General features: G+C 73.3%; 6 protein-coding genes. 2 read left to right on the top strand and 4 right to left on the bottom strand.

Annotation, left to right across the window (positions count from 1 at the left end; all coding sequences use genetic code 11):
* Nucleotides 1-9: 9 nt before the first annotated feature.
* The 4 genes from BG482_RS07615 to BG482_RS07600 are packed head-to-tail and all read right to left on the bottom strand — an operon-like array spanning nt 10 to nt 12,102.
* Nucleotides 10-1,530, bottom strand: coding sequence for a condensation domain-containing protein (locus BG482_RS07615; RefSeq protein WP_069768121.1), 1,521 nt, complete (start codon nt 1,528-1,530; stop codon nt 10-12).
* On the bottom strand, nt 1,527-7,502 hold the full coding sequence (locus tag BG482_RS07610) for a non-ribosomal peptide synthetase (protein ID WP_069768120.1): 5,976 nt from the start codon (nt 7,500-7,502) through the stop codon (nt 1,527-1,529). The genes BG482_RS07615 and BG482_RS07610 overlap by 4 nt, the downstream gene beginning before the upstream one ends.
* On the bottom strand, nt 7,499-10,804 hold the full coding sequence (locus BG482_RS07605; protein ID WP_069768119.1) for a type I polyketide synthase: 3,306 nt from the start codon (nt 10,802-10,804) through the stop codon (nt 7,499-7,501). The genes BG482_RS07610 and BG482_RS07605 overlap by 4 nt, the downstream gene beginning before the upstream one ends.
* Nucleotides 10,801-12,102, bottom strand: a complete 1,302-nt coding sequence (locus BG482_RS07600) for an MFS transporter (RefSeq protein WP_069768118.1) — start codon at nt 12,100-12,102, stop codon at nt 10,801-10,803. Before BG482_RS07600 ends, BG482_RS07605 begins: the two co-directional genes overlap by 4 nt.
* A 228-nt stretch (nt 12,103-12,330) precedes the next feature.
* On the opposite strand from BG482_RS07600, the gene pepN reads away from it, so the two are divergent.
* Together pepN and BG482_RS07590 are read left to right on the top strand one after the other, a co-directional pair.
* The gene (gene pepN, locus BG482_RS07595; RefSeq protein ID WP_069768117.1) at nt 12,331-14,904 is read left to right on the top strand and encodes an aminopeptidase N; all 2,574 of its coding nucleotides are present in this window, start codon (nt 12,331-12,333) and stop codon (nt 14,902-14,904) included.
* The gene (locus tag BG482_RS07590) at nt 14,901-16,040 is read left to right on the top strand and encodes a serine hydrolase (protein ID WP_079141658.1); all 1,140 of its coding nucleotides are present in this window, start codon (nt 14,901-14,903) and stop codon (nt 16,038-16,040) included. Before pepN ends, BG482_RS07590 begins: the two co-directional genes overlap by 4 nt.
* The last annotated feature ends 88 nt before the right edge of the window (nt 16,041-16,128 follow it).

Below are 16,128 nucleotides of genomic sequence, written 5' to 3'. Positions count from 1 at the left end.
CGTACGACGTCACGAGACGGCTCCGCGGCTCGCCGCGCGGTGCAGCAGCGCCACGTAGTCACGGATCCAGCCGCGCACGGTGGCCGGATCCCACAGGTCCGTGGTGAACTCCACGTACCCGGACAGGACATCGCCGACCGGAATCAGTCCGAGCCCCAGCTCGTCGCGGGAGGCCGGGCCGGCGACCGGGGTGACGGTCACGGCCAGGCCGGGCAGGGTCAGCTCCGGCCCGATCTCCAGCGAGTTCTGGAAGTGGAAGCTGATCGGCAGCGCCGCTCCCGTGGAGGTCCCGGGCGCGAGACACTGCTCGACCTCCCCGAGCGGCAGCAGCCGGTCGACCGACTCCAGGGCCGCGAGCCCGGTGCGGGCCGCCAGCGGGCCGAGATCCGCCTCCTCCCCCGCAGCGAGCCGCAGGACGAACGGCGCGGTGGTGCAGGCCACGAGTCTCTCCAGCTCCCTGCGGTCGCGGTTGGCGTAGGGCACGACCACGGGCAGCTCCGGCCTCCCCGACAGCCGGCCCAGCAGCATGCCGAAAGCCGCGGCGCATACCGCGAACACCGAGGTGCGGTGACGCGCCGCGCACGCGGCCACGGCCCGCAGGGTCCCGGCCGGCACGGTGAAGAGCTCCGTGCCGCCCAGACCGCTCAGTCGCCTCGGCCGCGGCCGGTCGAGCGGCAGCGCATGCCCGGCCGGGAGACCGCCCAACCGGCCGGCCCAGTAGGCGCGGCAGCGGGCCGCCGTCGCCGGGTCCGCGGCCCGGTCGCCCTGCCACCGCGCGTACTCCAGCGGCTGTGGCGGCCGGGGATCCAGGCCGGCCGGCCGACCCGTGACCAACGCCGTGTACAGCGCTGCCAGTTCACTCAGCAACAGGCTGACCGACCAGCCGTCGCAGCCGGAGTGGTGCAGCACCAGCAGCAGCGTCCAGGCCCGGGGCCCGGTGCGCAGCAACCGCAGCCTCGGCGCGGTGCCGGCGCCCGGGTCGAAGGCGACGGCCGCCTCGTGCGACGCGATCCGCCCCGCGCTGTCCCCCGGGTCGGCGTCCCGCGTCAGGTCCTCGACGGGCAGGACCAGCGGGCGCGGCGCGAGGATCTCCTGCAGCCGGCGCGCCCCGTTCCGGCGATACCGGGTGCGCAGCGACTCGTGCCGCAGCACCAGGCGGGCGAGAGCACCGCGCAGGGCGCCGACGTCCAGCGCTCCCTCCAGGTCGACGCGGAAGGGCACATTGAGCACCTGGGGAAGCGGCAGCTCCTCGTGCAGGGCCAGGTACCGCGTCTGCTCCCGGCTGGCGGCCCCGCTCCGCAGCACCCGCCCGGTCTCGACCCGCACCAGCAACTCGTCCTTCAGCTCGCGCAGTTCGGTCAGCAGCGGCCCTGTCACGGCGCTCGCGGGCCCGTCGTACCGCAGCCGTGCCCCGTCCGCCGAGAGCCGCACGTCGGCCTCGGCTAGCCGTACCACCAGCTCGGTGATCCGGTCGGCCGGGGCGCCACCGGGCGCGTCCGCCGCACGAGCCGCGCCGGCCGGGCGGCTCACAGACTGCCCGCCACACGCGCGCGGGCCCTCGCCTCGGCGCCGCCCTCCTCGCCGGTCCACCCCTCCTCGCCGGTCCACTCCGCGTGGCCGGTCCCCGCGCCCTCGCCGGTCTCCGCCCGGTCGCCGGGCGGCGCCTCCGCACCGGCCACGATCCCGTCGTCGCCGCCACCGGCGAGCCGCGCCACCATGGCCCGCACGGTCGGCGCCCGGTAGAAGCACGCCATCGGATAGTCGGTGTCGAAGGCCTCCCGTACCCGGTTCAGCAGGCGTATGGCCGTGATCGAGTGGCCGCCGAGTTCGAAGAACGAGGTGTCGGGCCCGATCTCGTCGGCGCCGACGTCGAACTCCGCCGACCAGATGAGCCGCACCCGCAGCTCCGTCGACCCGATGTTGGTCTCCTCCGGCTCCGGCACCGGGACGGACCTGACGTCCGATGCCCGCACCGGGAGGGACACGTCGGCCGCCGCCACCGGGGACGCCACCAGATCGGGCGGCGGCAGCGCGGCCCGGTCCAGCTTCCCGTTGCCGGTGACGGGCAGCGCGGCAGGGAACGACCAGGCCCGTGGCACCAGATGGTCCGGGACCCGCTCCGCCAGCGCGGCGCACAGCCGGTCGGCCGCCGCCCGCTCGTCCCCGTCCGGCCCGGTCGCAGGCCCGGACAGGACCACGTACGCCGCGAGACAGGCGTCCCCCCGGCTGTCCCGGCGGGCCGTCACCACGGCGTCCCGGACTCCGGGCAGCGCGAGCAGGGCCCGTGACACCTCCTCCGGCTCCACCCGGAAGCCGCGGATCTTCACCTGGTCGTCGACGCGCCCGTGGAACTCCAGCACACCGTCGGCCTGCTCCCGCACCAGATCGCCCGTCCGGTACAGCCGTCCCGCACCCGTGGGGTCGTCCGGGTCGGGGAGGAACCGGCGGGCGGTCTCCTCCGGCCGTCCGAGATAGCCTTGCGCGACCCCGGCGCCGGCGAGGTACAGCTCCCCCACGGTCCCGGTGGAAACCGGCCCGCCCCCGGCGTCGAGCACCCGCAGTCGCACTCCGTCGATGGGCCGTCCGATGGGCACCGGCCCGGCGTCGGCGCCGGGCGGCGCGGGGGCGACCTCGGCGACGGTGGCCAGCACGGTGCCCTCGGTCGGCCCGTACACGTTGAAGACCCGGTACGGCGTGCCGGGCCGCGGCCTGCGCCGCATGACGTCCCCACCGATCAGCAACTGCCTGAGGGCGGGCTGCCGCGCCGGATCCAGCTGGAGAACGGCCTCGCCCAGCGGGGTGGGCAGGATGGAGAAGGTCACGCCGGCAGCGGAGTACCAGCGGGCCAGGGCCGGCGGATCGAGGCGGGACGCCTCGTCGGCGACGGCCAGGGAGGCGCCGGCGGTCAGCGCCGGCCAGATCTCCAGCACGGCGGCGTCGAAGGCGGGGCTGCACACCAGGGCGCTGCGGTCCTCGCCCGAGACGCCCAGGAACCGGTGGTGCCAGCGGCACAGGTTGAGCAGATTGCGGTGGGTGACGACGACACCGTTGGGGCTGCCGGAGGTGCCGGAGGTGTAGACGACGTAGCAGGGGTCGTCGGGCGAGTCCGACGGCTGCTCGTGCACGGGCGGCACCGGCCCGGCGTCCCCTGCCTCCGCGACATCGATCACGGTGAGTCCCGTCAGCGGTCCTGCCGGCTCCCGCAAGTCGTCCGAGGTCACCAGCAGCCGAGCACCGCAGTCGGCGAGGATCCGCCGCGTGTGCGCCGAGCCGAGCGCCGGGTCGAGCGGCACATACGCACGTCCCGACTTCAGGACGCCGAGCTGGGCGACGACCAGCTCCGCCGACCGGGGCAGCAGCACGGCGACCGGCCCGTCCGCCTCATGGGCACGGAGCACCGCGCCCAGCCGCCCGGCACGCCGGTCCAGCTCCCCGTAGCTCAGCACCGTCGCCCCGTCGGCCACGGCGGTGCGCTCGGGATGCGCCGCGGCGCGCCGGGCGACGAGCCCGTGGACGGTGGTGTCCTCCCGGTCCTGCGGACGCATGCCCGGTGGCGGGCCGGCCTCGCGTACGGCCGCGGTCAGGATCTCGCGCAGTGAGGCGAAGAACGCCTCCACGGTCGCCTCGTCGAACAGGTCCGTGCTGTACTCCAGCCGGACGCGGACGCCGTCGGGGCAGTCGGTGAAGTACACCGCCAGGTCCGTCAGCGCGCGGTCGGACCCGGTCTCCAGTGGCACGGCGCGGACGTCCGGCAGGTCGAGGCGGAAGGGATCGCCGGTCTCGAACTCGGCCAGCGCCTGGTACACCGGCGTACGGTCCGTGCACCGCACGGGATTGACGACCCGTACGACCGTCTCGAACGGCACCGCGGCGTGGTCGTAGGCGTCCAGGGCCGTGCCCCGCACCCTCCGCAGCAGTTCGGCGAAGGAGGGGGCGCCGGAGAGGTCGAGGCGCAGCGCGACGGTGTTGACGAAGAAGCCCACCAGGTCCTCGGCGCCCGCGGGGCGGTCGGACACCGGTGTGCCGACGACGAGTTCGTCCTGGCCGGTGGCGCGGTGGAGCGCGGACGCGTACCCGGCGAGCAGGGTCATGAACAGGGTGACCCGGTGCCGCCGGCTCAACTCTCTGAGCTCGCGGCTGAGTTCGGGGCCGAGGGCGCGGAACAGGGAACGGCCCCGTCCGGTCATCGTGGCCGGCCGCGGCCGGTCGGCCGGCAGGGCCAGGACCGGCAGCTCCCCGTCCAGCGTCTTCCGCCAGTACGCCAGGTCCGCCTCGTGGTCCACGGGCTCGGCGGCCCCCGCGCCGTGACCGGGCGCGAGTTCCGGCAGCCGGGCGGGCTCCGCGGTGCGCGCGGCCCGGTAGAGGACCGACAGGTCGCGGGCGATGACGGCCGCGGACCCGGCGTCCACGACGATGTGGTGCATCACGAGCACCAGCACATGCTCGTCCCGGCTCGACCGGACCAGCCTGGCCGCGAACAGCGGTCCCTCGGCAAGGTCGAAGTCGCGCGCCCCCTCCGTCCTCAGCGCCTCCTCGACGGGCCCTTCGACGACGGTGAAGTCCGGCACCGCGGCCGGCAGCACGAACTGCCGGGGCTCGCCGTCGACGTCGCGGAACACCGTCCGCAGTGCTTCGTGCCGCGCCACGAGCCCGTGCAGCGCCGCACGCAGCGCGGAGACGTCCAACGGGCCGTCCAGGCGTACGGCCTTGATCTCGTTGTACAGCCGTCTGCCCGGGAACATCCGCTCGACGAAGCACACCGCACGCCGGGCGGCGGACAGCGGCGCCCCCGCGCTCAGGGCCGCCGCCCGGCGCCCGTACGAGGCGCGCAACTCGTCGAGCCGGTCGAGTCCGGCGCGCAGCCGGTCGGCGGACAGTCCGAAGTCGACCAAGGAGACGATCTCGTCCGCACCGGCGGCGACGACCGCGTCGACGACCGGCGCGACCGAGGCGGGCGTACCGATCAGCGCCCGCTGGTCGCAGTAACGGCGGTATCCGCGGCGCAGCAGGGCGTCCAGGTCGTCGGGGCCGAGAGAGTCCGGGTCCACCCGGTGGCCGAGGCTGTCGGCCACCCCGGCGAAGAGGGAGAGCGACGACCGCATGTAGCGCGCCAGCGGTTCGTACGCCTCCGCTCGCGCCGTCGCGTGGTCGTCGGCCAGATAGGTGTGCAGCAGGACGGCCACCCGGCCCGCGGCGGGATCGAGACCGTGCTCGGCGCGGACCTTGCGGTACCGCGCGATGTTCTCGGCGAGCTGTTCCACGCTCTGGGCCATCAGGTTGGTGACGATCCCCAGGTCGTGCCGTGCCGCCAGCTCGTACGACTCCGGATTGCCGACGACGGCCGCGTACATGGGCACCGCCGGCTGCACCGGCCGTGGGAACAACCGCACCTCGCGCTGCCCGTCGCCGCCGCCGCGCGTCAGCGCCTCACCGCGCCACAGCCGCCGGACCTCCTCCACCTGCTCGTACGTCGTCTCCCTGCGGCGGTCGTAGCGGCCCGGGAAGAAGACGAAGTCGCCCGCGTGCCAGCCGCTCGCGACGCCGATGCCGACACGCCCTCGGGACAGGTTGTCCGCCATCGACCACTCCTCCGCCACCCGGATGGAGTCGTGGAGCGGCAGGACCACGGATCCGGCGTTGATCCGGATCCGCGAGGTCTCGCGGGCGAGGGCGGCGGCGAGGACCACCGGGTTCGGGAAGAGGCCGCCGAAGGAGTGGAAGTGCCGCTCGGGACTCCATACGGCGTGGAAACCCCGGGCGTCGGCGAACCGGGCGGCCTCCAGGAGCAGTTCGAAACCGTCCTGCGGGCTGGAGGTCTCGGGATAGTCGCCGAAGAAGTAGAGACTGAAGTCGGGGGTGGCGCCGCCCGCCCCGGTCAGCACCGGAGCCGCGGGTGCCGCGAGGGCCGCCGGGGACGCCAGGCGCTCGGGGTGGGGCTTCGGCAGCGGGCGAGGCTTCGTGGCGGTGAAGAACCCCGCGTCGCGCAGTTCGCGCAGGGAGCCCTTGACCGCGTCGGTGACCGCCGTCAGATCCTCGTCCGTGTGCGCCGTGGACAGGAAGAAGTTCCGCCACTCCCAGACGTGTACGCCGCGCAGCATCAGGTGGTGGTACAGCAGCTCCATGTCGGCCTGGTGCTCGAACCGGAACATCGAGCCGAAGTGGGCCAGCCGCAGCGGGAACTCCTCGTCCGTGAAGAAGCCGTTGAGCTCGGTCGCGAACCGGTCCGTCCGGGCGTTCAGGCGCTTCTGGAGACCCGGCCCCTGCTCCTTGAGATGGGCCAGGACGGCGCGGGCCGCCGTCATGGACACCGGATGCTGGATGTACGTCCCGCCGAAGAAGGTGGTGTCCGTGCGGGGGTAGCTGTCGTCGCCGTACTCCCAGAACCCGCCGTCGACGCCGTCCATGATGTCGGCGCGGCCGGCGATGGCACCGATCGGGTAGCCGCCGCCGAGCAGCTTGCCGTAGGTGGCGAGATCGGGTGTGACGCCGAACAGTTCCTGCGCGCCGCGCAGGGCGGGCCGGAACCCGGTCAGCATCTCGTCGAACATCAGGACGATGCCGTGGCGCCGGGTCAGCTCCCGCAGCCGGCGCACGAACGCGACGGGCCGCAGCGCGGGGTGGCGGCTCTGCACGGGTTCGAGCACCACGGCGGCGATCCGGTCGGCGTGCTCCTCGATCGTGGCCAGCGCCTGCTCGGTACCGTAGTCGAGCACGAGCAGATCGGCGACGGCGCTGCGCGGGATGCCGGGTGAGACGGGCACGGTGGGCCCGCCGCCCGGGGCGGGGGCGCCGCGGCCCAGCACGTTGTCCGCGTGGCCGTGGTACGAACCGTGGAAGGTCACCACCAGGCCGCGCCCGGTGGCCGCACGCGCCAGCCGCAGCGCGCCGGAGTTGGCCTCCGTACCGGAGTTGGCGAACGCCACCCGCTCCATGCCGGTGAGACCGGCCAGCAGCTCCGCGGCCTCGCCGGTCTCCTCGGCGCGCGGGCCGAGCCGGATGCCCCGGGCGAGGTGGCGCTGTACGGCCTCGGTGACGAATGTCGGCTCGTGGCCGAAGAGCAGTACCCCGAAGCCCATGGTGATGTCGACGTACCGGTTGCCGTCGACGTCCTCCAGGTGTGCCCCGCTCGCCCGGTTCGCCGCGATCGGGTACAGCATCTCCTTGGTGCTGCTGCGGAAACCGACCACCGACCGGCTGTCCGCGAGCACCCGGCGGTGCCGGGCGGCGAGCTCCTTCGAGCGACGGGTCCTGCTCGTGTACCGCCGCACCAGGTCGTCGAGGTGCGCCCGCTGCCGGGGCGACGCGGAGCCGCCGGCCATCCCGGAGCCACGGGGGACGGTCACCCGGGGGCCGTGCACGGCGGGTGGGGCGCCCGGCGCGGGGGACGGTCCCGGTTCCGGGTCGCCGGGAACGCCGAGCCGGCTGTCGATCCGCCGGGCGAGCTCGGTCATGGCGGCCAGGTCCCGGTCGATGGCCGCGCCGAGGGACGTCGGGGCGGTCACCTGACGACGTTCCCGTGGACCGGGGCGGCCGTGGGCGTCGTGGTGGCCAGCATCTGGGTCAGCTGGTTCATCAGCTGCAGCTGGATCTGGGAGATCTGCATGACCTGCCGGGTGAGGTCGACCAGTTCACGCCGGGACGCGCACTCCTCGTGGCCGGCCGAGGCCGGCCGGGGTGGGACGGCGTCCGGCGACAGCGACAGCGAAGGCGACGGCGAAGGCGACGGCGACATGCTCGGCACCGGTCGCAGGGGCGAGACGGAGGCCGTGCCGGGCACGGGTTCCGGCGTCGTGGCGGGCACGGGTTCCGGAGTCGTGCCGGCGGTGGATTCCGGCGCCGGCCCCTCGCTGCGGCCGACGATCAGCTCGGCCAGTTGCCGAGGCGTCGTGGCCTCCTCGAACAGTTCACGCATCGTCACCTTCACCCGGTGCTCCTGCTCCAGCTCCCGCAGCACGTTGATCATCTGCAGGGAGTCCGCGCCCAGGTCGAAGAACGACGTGTCCGGGGCGATCTCCGCGTCGGAGTAGTTGAGGTGACGTGCCGTGACCTCGATGATGCGGCGCCGCACGCGCTGGGTGACCGACCACGATTCCATGGGTGTGACCCCGTCCTTCGTCGATTCCTCGGCGCCGTCTGGTGCCGGCGCCGGTCCTGTCCAGTACTTCCTGTGCTGAAAGGGGTAGCCGGGCAGGGAGATCCGCCGCCCGTCACAGCCGTCGAGCAGCGTCCGCCAGTCGAGGGGCGCGCCCGCGCAGTACAAGGCCGCGACCGCCTCCCACAGCGCTTCGAGCCGTCCGCGCGGGGGCAGGCTGGGCAGCGCCGGCACGTCCGGCAGCGCCTCCCGGGCCAGTGCGCACAGGGTGCCTCGCGGACCCGCCTCGATCAGCGCGCCGACGCCGCGCAGGGCGGGCTCCCGCAGCACCAGGTCGAAGCGGACCGGCCGCCGGGCCTGGTTCAGCAGGTAGGCGGCGTCCGGCAGCCATCCGGCCGGTCGTGCGGCCCCGTCCACGGCGCTCACGAACGGCACCCGCAGCGGCCGGAAGGCGAGCCCGTCGAGCCGATGCCGGAACTCCTCCAGGACCGGGTCCATGAGCGCCGTGTGGAAGGCCCGGTCCACGGTCAGCCGGCGGTGAGCCACGCCCGCGTCGTCCAGCGTCCGGCACAACCGGTCCACAGCGGCCGCGGGACCGGCCAGCACCTGCCTCAGCTCCCCGTTGACGGCCGCGAGTTCCACCCCGGGCTCCCGGGCCGCGTACTCCGCGGCGGCCGCCCGGTCGGTGTGCACGGCCACCATGCCACCGGGTGCGCCGAGCCGCTCGGTCAGGTGGCCGCGCCACGCGGTGAGGCGCAGTCCGTCGGTCAGTGTCAGGCCGCCGGCCGCGTACAGGGCGGCGTACTCGCCGAGGCTGTGCCCGGCGGTGACGGCCGGTTCGATGCCGAAGGAAGCCCAGAGCGCGGTGAGCGCGCACTGGAGGGCGAACAGCGCGGGCTGGGCCGACGAGGAGGGCCATGTCCCCTCCACCGCGCCGGGAGCCCGCATGGACCGAAGGAGCGAGGCGCCGTGTTCCGCCCGGTACAGCTCCTCGCAGCGGTCCAGCACGTCCCGTACGACGGGAAACCGCTCGTACAGCGGTCCGGCCGTGCCCGGGTGCACCTCGCCCTGCCCGGTGAACAGCAGCGCCACGCCGGGGAAGGCGCCCTCCGACGCCACTCCCGTGGCGGCCGACGCCGCGCCACCGGTGAGATGGCGGTCGAGGGCGTCCGCGAGCGCCCCGGGAGTGGCCCCGCGCACCGCGAGTCGGTGAGGGTGCGACCGGCGTCCGAGGGCCGCCGTCGTGACCAGGTCGGCCATGTCGACCTCCGGGGTGCGCCGCAGCCGGTCCCGGAACGCGCGGGCGTTGGCGGCGAGCGCGGCCCGGCTACGGCCCGACAGCGGCAGCACCGGCGGCGGAGGCGGGGCGTCGCAGGCACGCGGGGCCGGGGCCGGTGGTTCCTCCAGCACGATGTGCACATTGGTGCCGCCGACTCCCAGGGAGGTGACCCCGGCTCTGCGCGGGACGTCGCCCCGCGGCCAGTCCCGGGCCTCCGTGGGGATGTAGAAGGGGCTGCCGGCCAGCGCGAGTGCCGGATTCGGCGCGGTGAAACCCGCCAGGGGCGGAATGACCCCGTGGCGCAGCACCAGCAGGGCCTTGATCAGTCCGGCGAGCCCGGAACACACGTCCAGATGACCGATGTTGGCCTTGGTCGCCCCGAGGGCGCAGTGCCCGACCAGATCGCTGTCCTCGCGGAAGGCCCGTACCGCGCCCTCGAATTCGATGGGGTCGCCCTTGAACGTGCCGGTGCCGTGCGTCTCCAGGTAGCCGATGGTCGCGGCGTCGACCCCGGCCGCCTCGAACGCGCGCCGGATGGCCCGGTACTGGCCGAGGGAGCTGGGCGCGGCGTAACCCCGTTTCGCGGCACCGTCGTTGGTGACACCGCAGCCGCGGATCACGCCGTACACGGTGTCACCGTCGGCGAGCGCCCGGTCCAGCCGTTTGAGGACCACGGCCGCCACGCCCGATCCGCCCACCGTGCCGTCGGAGGCGGCGTCGAAGGCGCGCAGCACACCGCTGCGGGAGAGGATCGACCCCTTCACGAAGCGGTAGCCGAGCGTCTGCGGGACGTGGACGGCGGTGGCCCCGGCCACGGCGAGGTCCGCGTCCCCCAGGACGACGCACCGGGCGGCGAGCTGAACGGCGACGAGTGAACTGGAACAGCCGGTCTGGACGTTGACCGAGGGCCCGGTCAGGCCGAGCCGGAAGGAGGCGCGGGTCGCCGTGAAGTCGGGGTAGTTGCCGACCATGGTCTGCATACGGGAGACCCAGTCGTCGGGGATCCCCTCCGGAAGGACGTTGTTGAGCAGGTAGTTCTGCATGGAGTAGAGGTGGTGTCCGGTGCTGGCGAACACGCCCACGCTCAGGCCGTCCCGTTCCAGCGGGTACCCGGCGTCCTCCAGCGCGTGCTGGCAGCACTCCAGGAACATCCGGTGCTGGGGATCGGTGATCGTGGCTTCCCGCGGGCTCATCCCGAAGTACTCGGCGTCGAAGCCGGAGACGTCCCCGAGCGGTGCGCCGGCGGCCACGAACTCGGGATCGGCCCGTACGGCGGCCGGTGTACCGGCCGCCTCCAGCTCCCCCGGCCTGAAGTGCCGCAGGGACACCGTGCCGGTGCGGACGTTGTCCCAGAACCGCTCGGGGGAATCGGCGCCCGGGAAGCGGAGCGACAGGCCGATGACGGCGACGTGGGCCGAACTCACGGTCGTCACGCGTCCGTCCCCTCGGTCAGTACCGGTCGGACGGTGCGGCCGCTGTACGACGCGCGGGCGCCGGTGTCGACCGGTCCACCGCCGCGTCGCCGCCGCCTCTGCTGCAGCCAGGCCAGGAGCAGCAGGCACAAGGCGATGGCCAGACCGTGGAAGACGCCCACCACGGCGAACGGGGAGGACCGCTCCAACAGGGCGGCGCTCAGCAGCATTCCCAGGCCGAACCCCGTGTTCTCGGCGACCGCGGACAGCCCGAAGACCCGTCCGCGCCAGTGGTCGGGCGTCTCCTGCAGGCGGCTGACGTAGACGGTCTCGGTGAAACCGTCGGCCATGCCGGCGAGCAGTGCCAGGCCCATGGCCGGCCCGGTCGGCGGCGTGCTGAACACGGCGATGAACGCGGCCGACATCACACACGCGCCCAGCGCGAAGGCCCGCTCGCCGGGCGGCCGGCCGCGCCGCAGCGCGAGGCGCCGGCACAACTGCTGCGCCACGACGTTCCCCACCGCCCAGGTCGCCCAGAACCAGCTGATGAACGCGGCCGGGTGAGCCGCGTCCCGGATCGCCGAATAGACGGGCAGGGCGACGTTGTGGGAGGAGGACCCCAGCCCGTCGACGCCCCGGACGGCGATCAGGACGGCGACCACCGGAAAGGCCCGGAGCAGAACGAGCGCCCCGGGACCCGTGCGCTTCGTCTCCTCCCCACCCGCCTCGCCCGCCTCGCCCTCTGCGCCCGGCAGCGCCTGGTCGGCCCGGGTGCGCAGCGGCAGCAGCGACAGGACGGCGGCGGACACGAGAAAGGTGCCGGCATCCACGACCAGCGCGGCCGAGTAGCCGTACGCGGCGGTCAGCACCCCCGCCGACGAGAAACCGGCCACCATCGCGATCGATCTGCCCGTGGCCACCAGCCCGTTGGCGCCGACCCGCTCCGCGGCGCCCACCATCTCCGGGACGGCACTGCGCAGCGCTGTCTGCGAGGCCGTGGCACACGCCCCGGTCACCAGGGCGAAGGCGTACAACGCGACGAGCCGTGCTTCTCGGGACGTCAGCAGGGCGCCGACGAGCGCCGCGGCCTGGAGGAGATCGGCCGCAACCATGATCTTCCTGCGGTCGTGGCGCGAGACGAGCTCCCCGCTGATGAACCCGGAGACCACCGTCGCCGCCAGCCGGAGCGCCATGAAGGCGCCGACCGCGAGAGAGCTTCCGGTGGTCCGGTAGACGAAGACGTTCACCGCCACCAGATTCAGATAACTGCCGTAGGCGGAAACGGAGTTGCCGAGGACCAGCAGACGGAAGAGAAGCATGGGGGCCCTTCCTCGTCCGGTTTCCCAGGCATCGAAACACCGCGTCCCGACCCCCAGCCATGAGGAGAGACCGCCCGGTTCTGCGGCTTCACCGCGCGCCGCGCCGAATTCGCACTGTCCGTCCGCATTTGCCCCGCGGTGGCACACCACCCCGCTGCTACGCTCTCGCAGCAGGCGGGCGGCGCTCGGCGGCTCGGTCGGCTTGGCTTCACCACAGGAGTGATCCCGTTGTCCGGTACGAATCTCACTCGCGAAGAGGCCCGGCAGCGGGGCGAGTTGCTCACCGTCGACTCGTACGAGATCGAACTCGACCTCTCCGGAGCGCAGGAGGAAAGCCGGTTCCGGTCGGTGACGACGGTTCGCTTCGACGTCACGCGCGGCGGCGCCGAGTCCTTCATCGACCTGGTCGCACCGGCCGTCCACGAGATCACGCTGAACGGCGGTGCGCTGGACCCCACCGGGGTCTGGCACGACTCACGCATCGCCCTGCCGGGCCTGCCGGAGGGGCGCAACGTCCTGCGCGTCGTCGCGGACTGCGCCTACACCAACACCGGTGAGGGCCTGCACCGCTTCGTGGACCCCGTGGACGAGCAGACGTACCTCTACACCCAGTTCCAGGTGCCGGACGCCCGCCGGGTCTTCGCCTCCTTCGAGCAACCGGACCTGAAGGCCACCTTCCAGTTCACGGTGAAGGCGCCCGCGGGCTGGACCGTCGTCTCCAACTCGCCGACGCCGGCACCGCGGGACGACGTCTGGACCTTCGACCCGACGCCTCGTATCTCGTCGTACGTCACGGCGCTGATCGTCGGGCCGTACCACTCCGTGCACAGCGTGTACGAGAAGGACGGGCGGAGCGTGCCACTGGGCATCTACTGCCGCCCCTCCCTCGCCGAGCACCTCGACTCCGACGAGATCTTCAGGCTCACCCGGCAGGGCTTCGACTGGTTCCAGGAAAAGTTCGGCTGCCCTTACCCGTTCAAGAAGTACGACCAGCTGTTCGTGCCCGAGTTCAACGCGGGCGCGATGGAGAACGCCGGCGCCGTCACCATCAAGGACCAGTACGTCTTCCGGTCCAGGGCCACGCCCTCCGAGCACGAGACCCTGGACCGGGGCCTCCTGCACGAGCTCGCCCACATGTGGTTCGGCGACCTCGTCACCATGCGGTGGTGGGACGACCTGTGGCTGAACGAGTCCTTCGCCACCTACGCCTCCGTCGCCTGCCAGGCAGCCGCCCCCGGCTCGCGCCGGCCGCACGCCTGGACCACGTTCGCGAACTCCACCAAGACGTGGGCCTACCGCCAGGACCAACTGCCGTCCACCCACCCGGTCATGGCCGACATCCGGGATCTCGACGACGTGATGGGCAACTTCGACGGCATCACCTACGCCAAGGGCGCCTCCGTCCTCAAGCAGCTCGTCGCGTACGTCGGCGAGGACGAGTTCTTCAAGGGTGTGCAGGCCTACTTCGAGCGCCACGCCTACGGCAACACCCGCCTGTCAGACCTGCTGAGCGCCCTGGAGGAGTCCTCCGGCCGCGACCTGAGGACCTGGTCGAGGAAATGGCTGGAGACCGCCGGCATCAACATCCTCCGCCCGGAGATCACCACCGACGCCGACGGGATCACCACCTCCTTCGCCGTGCGCCAGGAGGCCCCGCCCCTGCCCCCCGGCGCCGAGGGCGAGCCGGTCCTGCGGCCGCACCGCATCGCGATCGGTCTCTACGAGCTCGACACCCGCTCCGGCAAGCTGGTCCGCACCGACCGCGTCGAACTGGACGTCGACGGCGAGCTGACCGCGGTGCCCGAACTGACCGGCAAGCGCCGCCCCGCGGTGTTCCTCCTCAACGACGACGACCTGTCGTACGCGAAGGTCCGCCTGGACGAGCAGTCGCTGGCGTTCGTCGCCGAGCACCTCGGCGACTTCGAGGATTCCCTGCCGCGAGCCCTGTGCTGGTCCGCCGCCTGGGACATGACCCGCGACGCGGAGCTGCCGGCCCGCGACTATCTCGGCCTGGCGCTCGCCACCGTCGCGAAGGAGACGGACGTCGGTGTGGTGGAGTCCGTGCAGCAGCAGGTCAAGCTCGCGCTCGACCACTACGCCGCCCCGGACGCCCGCGAGTCCCTGCTGACCCGCTGGGCCGAGGCGACACAGGCCCACCTGCGCACGGCGGAGCCCGGCAGTGACCATCAGCTGGCCTGGGCCCGCGCCCTCGCCGCGACCGCTCGGACCCCGGAGCAGCTGGACCTGCTGGAGGCACTCCTGGAAGGGACCGAGACCGTCGAGGGCCTGGCCGTGGACACCGAGCTGCGCTGGGCGTTCGTGCAGCGGCTCGCGGTGGTCGGGCGCTTCGACGAGGCGGAGATCGCCGCCGAGTACGAGCGGGACAGGACGGCCGCCGGAGAGCGCCACGCCGCGACCGCCCGCGCCGCCCGCCCGGCTCCGGAGGCCAAGGCGCAGGCGTGGCGGGAGGTCGTGGAGAAGGGCGAGCTGGCGAACACCCTCCAGCATGCCGTCATCCTCGGCTTCGTCCAGCCCGACCAGCGCGAGCTCCTGGCGCCGTACAGGGACGCGTACTTCGCGTCCCTCCAGGACGTCTACGAGAACCGAAGCCCTGATACCGGTACGCGGACCATCACCGGTCTCTACCCGAGTACGCAGATCTCCCCGGAGACGCTGGCCGCGACGGACGACTGGCTGGCGAGCGCACGCCCGGGGGCCAGGCTACGGCGGATGATCACTGAATGCCGGGCCGATCTGGAGAGGGCACTGAGGGCACAGGCAGCCGATGCTGAGAGGCAATGACCATGAAGGGTGGGCCGCAGATGGTGCAGGGCTGGGTGGACGCCGGATTCAAGGGCGTGCGGGAGGCCTTCGAGCAGGTGGTGAAGTCGCAGCCGCTGCCGGTCGGACAGCAGTTGGCGGTGCATGTGCACGGCCGGCGCGTGGTCGACCTGTGGGCGGGGCCGGGGGTCGACGGTGACTCCCTCACCGGCGTGTTCTCCGTGAGCAAGGGCGCGGCGCACCTCGTGGTGGCGCTCCTCGTCCAGGACGGGGTGCTGGATCTCGACCGTACGGTCGCCTCGTACTGGCCCGAGTTCGCCCAGGCGGGCAAGGGCGAGATCACGTTGCGCTCGCTGTTGGCCCATCAGGCCGGACTGGTCGGTGTACCCGACGAATTCACGGTCGAGGAGCTGGCCGACGACCGGCTGCTCGCCGAGCGGCTCGCCGCGCAGGCCCCGTACTGGCGCCCGGGGACCGCGTTCGGGTACCACGGCCTGGTCATCGCCGCGCTGACCGGCGAAGTGGTCCGCCGGGCCACCGGGCGCAGCCTCCAGGACTGGTGGGAGCGCAAGGTGCGCCGACCCCACGCGCTGGACTTCTACCTCGGCCTGCCCGAGACCCTCGAGCCCCGCTACCTGCCGGTGGGGCCCGCTCCCGAGTTGCCCGCCCCGGCCGGCGGCGCCCCGGAGGAGCCCGGGAAGCTGCTCGCGATCGCCTTCAGCACCCGGTATCTGCCGGACCTCTCCGTCTTCCCGAACTTCCGGCGCACCCGGGAGCTCGGCCAGGGCTCGGCGGGCGGGGTGGCCTCGGCCCGGGGAGTGGCCGGCGCCTACGCGGCGGCCTGCAGCGGACTCGACGGAAGCGCTCCGCTGCTCACCGCGGACACGACCGCGGAGTTCACCCGGATCCACTCCCAGGGCGTGGATGTCGTCACCGGGTTCGAGAGCCACTTCGCCCTCGGCTTCCAGCTCTTCGGCGACCGCTTCCCGCGTCTCGGCCCCGACGCCTACGGCCACGGGGGCGCGGCCGGCGCCATCGCGTTCGCGAGCCCCGCGCTGGGCCTCGCCTACGCATACGTGCGCAGCCGCTTCTCGGCACCCGGAGCGGCCGACGAGGAGAACGCCCTGCTGATCGGGAGCGTGCTGGACGGCCTGTAGCGGGTCCGCCGGGCGGGCGGCGGGCGCGGGAAGGTTCCGTCCCGCGCCGGATCGGCCGGCCGGCCGGCGAGGCGACACCGCGCAGGCC

This window comes from Streptomyces sp. LUP30, from assembly GCF_001746365.1.
Classification (GTDB): Bacteria; Actinomycetota; Actinomycetes; order Streptomycetales; family Streptomycetaceae; genus Streptomyces.
This window is presented reverse-complemented; position numbering and strand designations above follow the sequence as displayed.

Excerpts from the sequence above, each read along its gene's own strand:
- BG482_RS07600 (WP_069768118.1), bottom strand. The coding sequence starts at position 12,102 with ATGCTTCTCTTCCGTCTGCTGGTCCTCGGCAACTCCGTTTCCGCCTAC.
- BG482_RS07590 (WP_079141658.1), top strand. The coding sequence starts at position 14,901 with ATGACCATGAAGGGTGGGCCGCAGATGGTGCAGGGCTGGGTGGACGCC.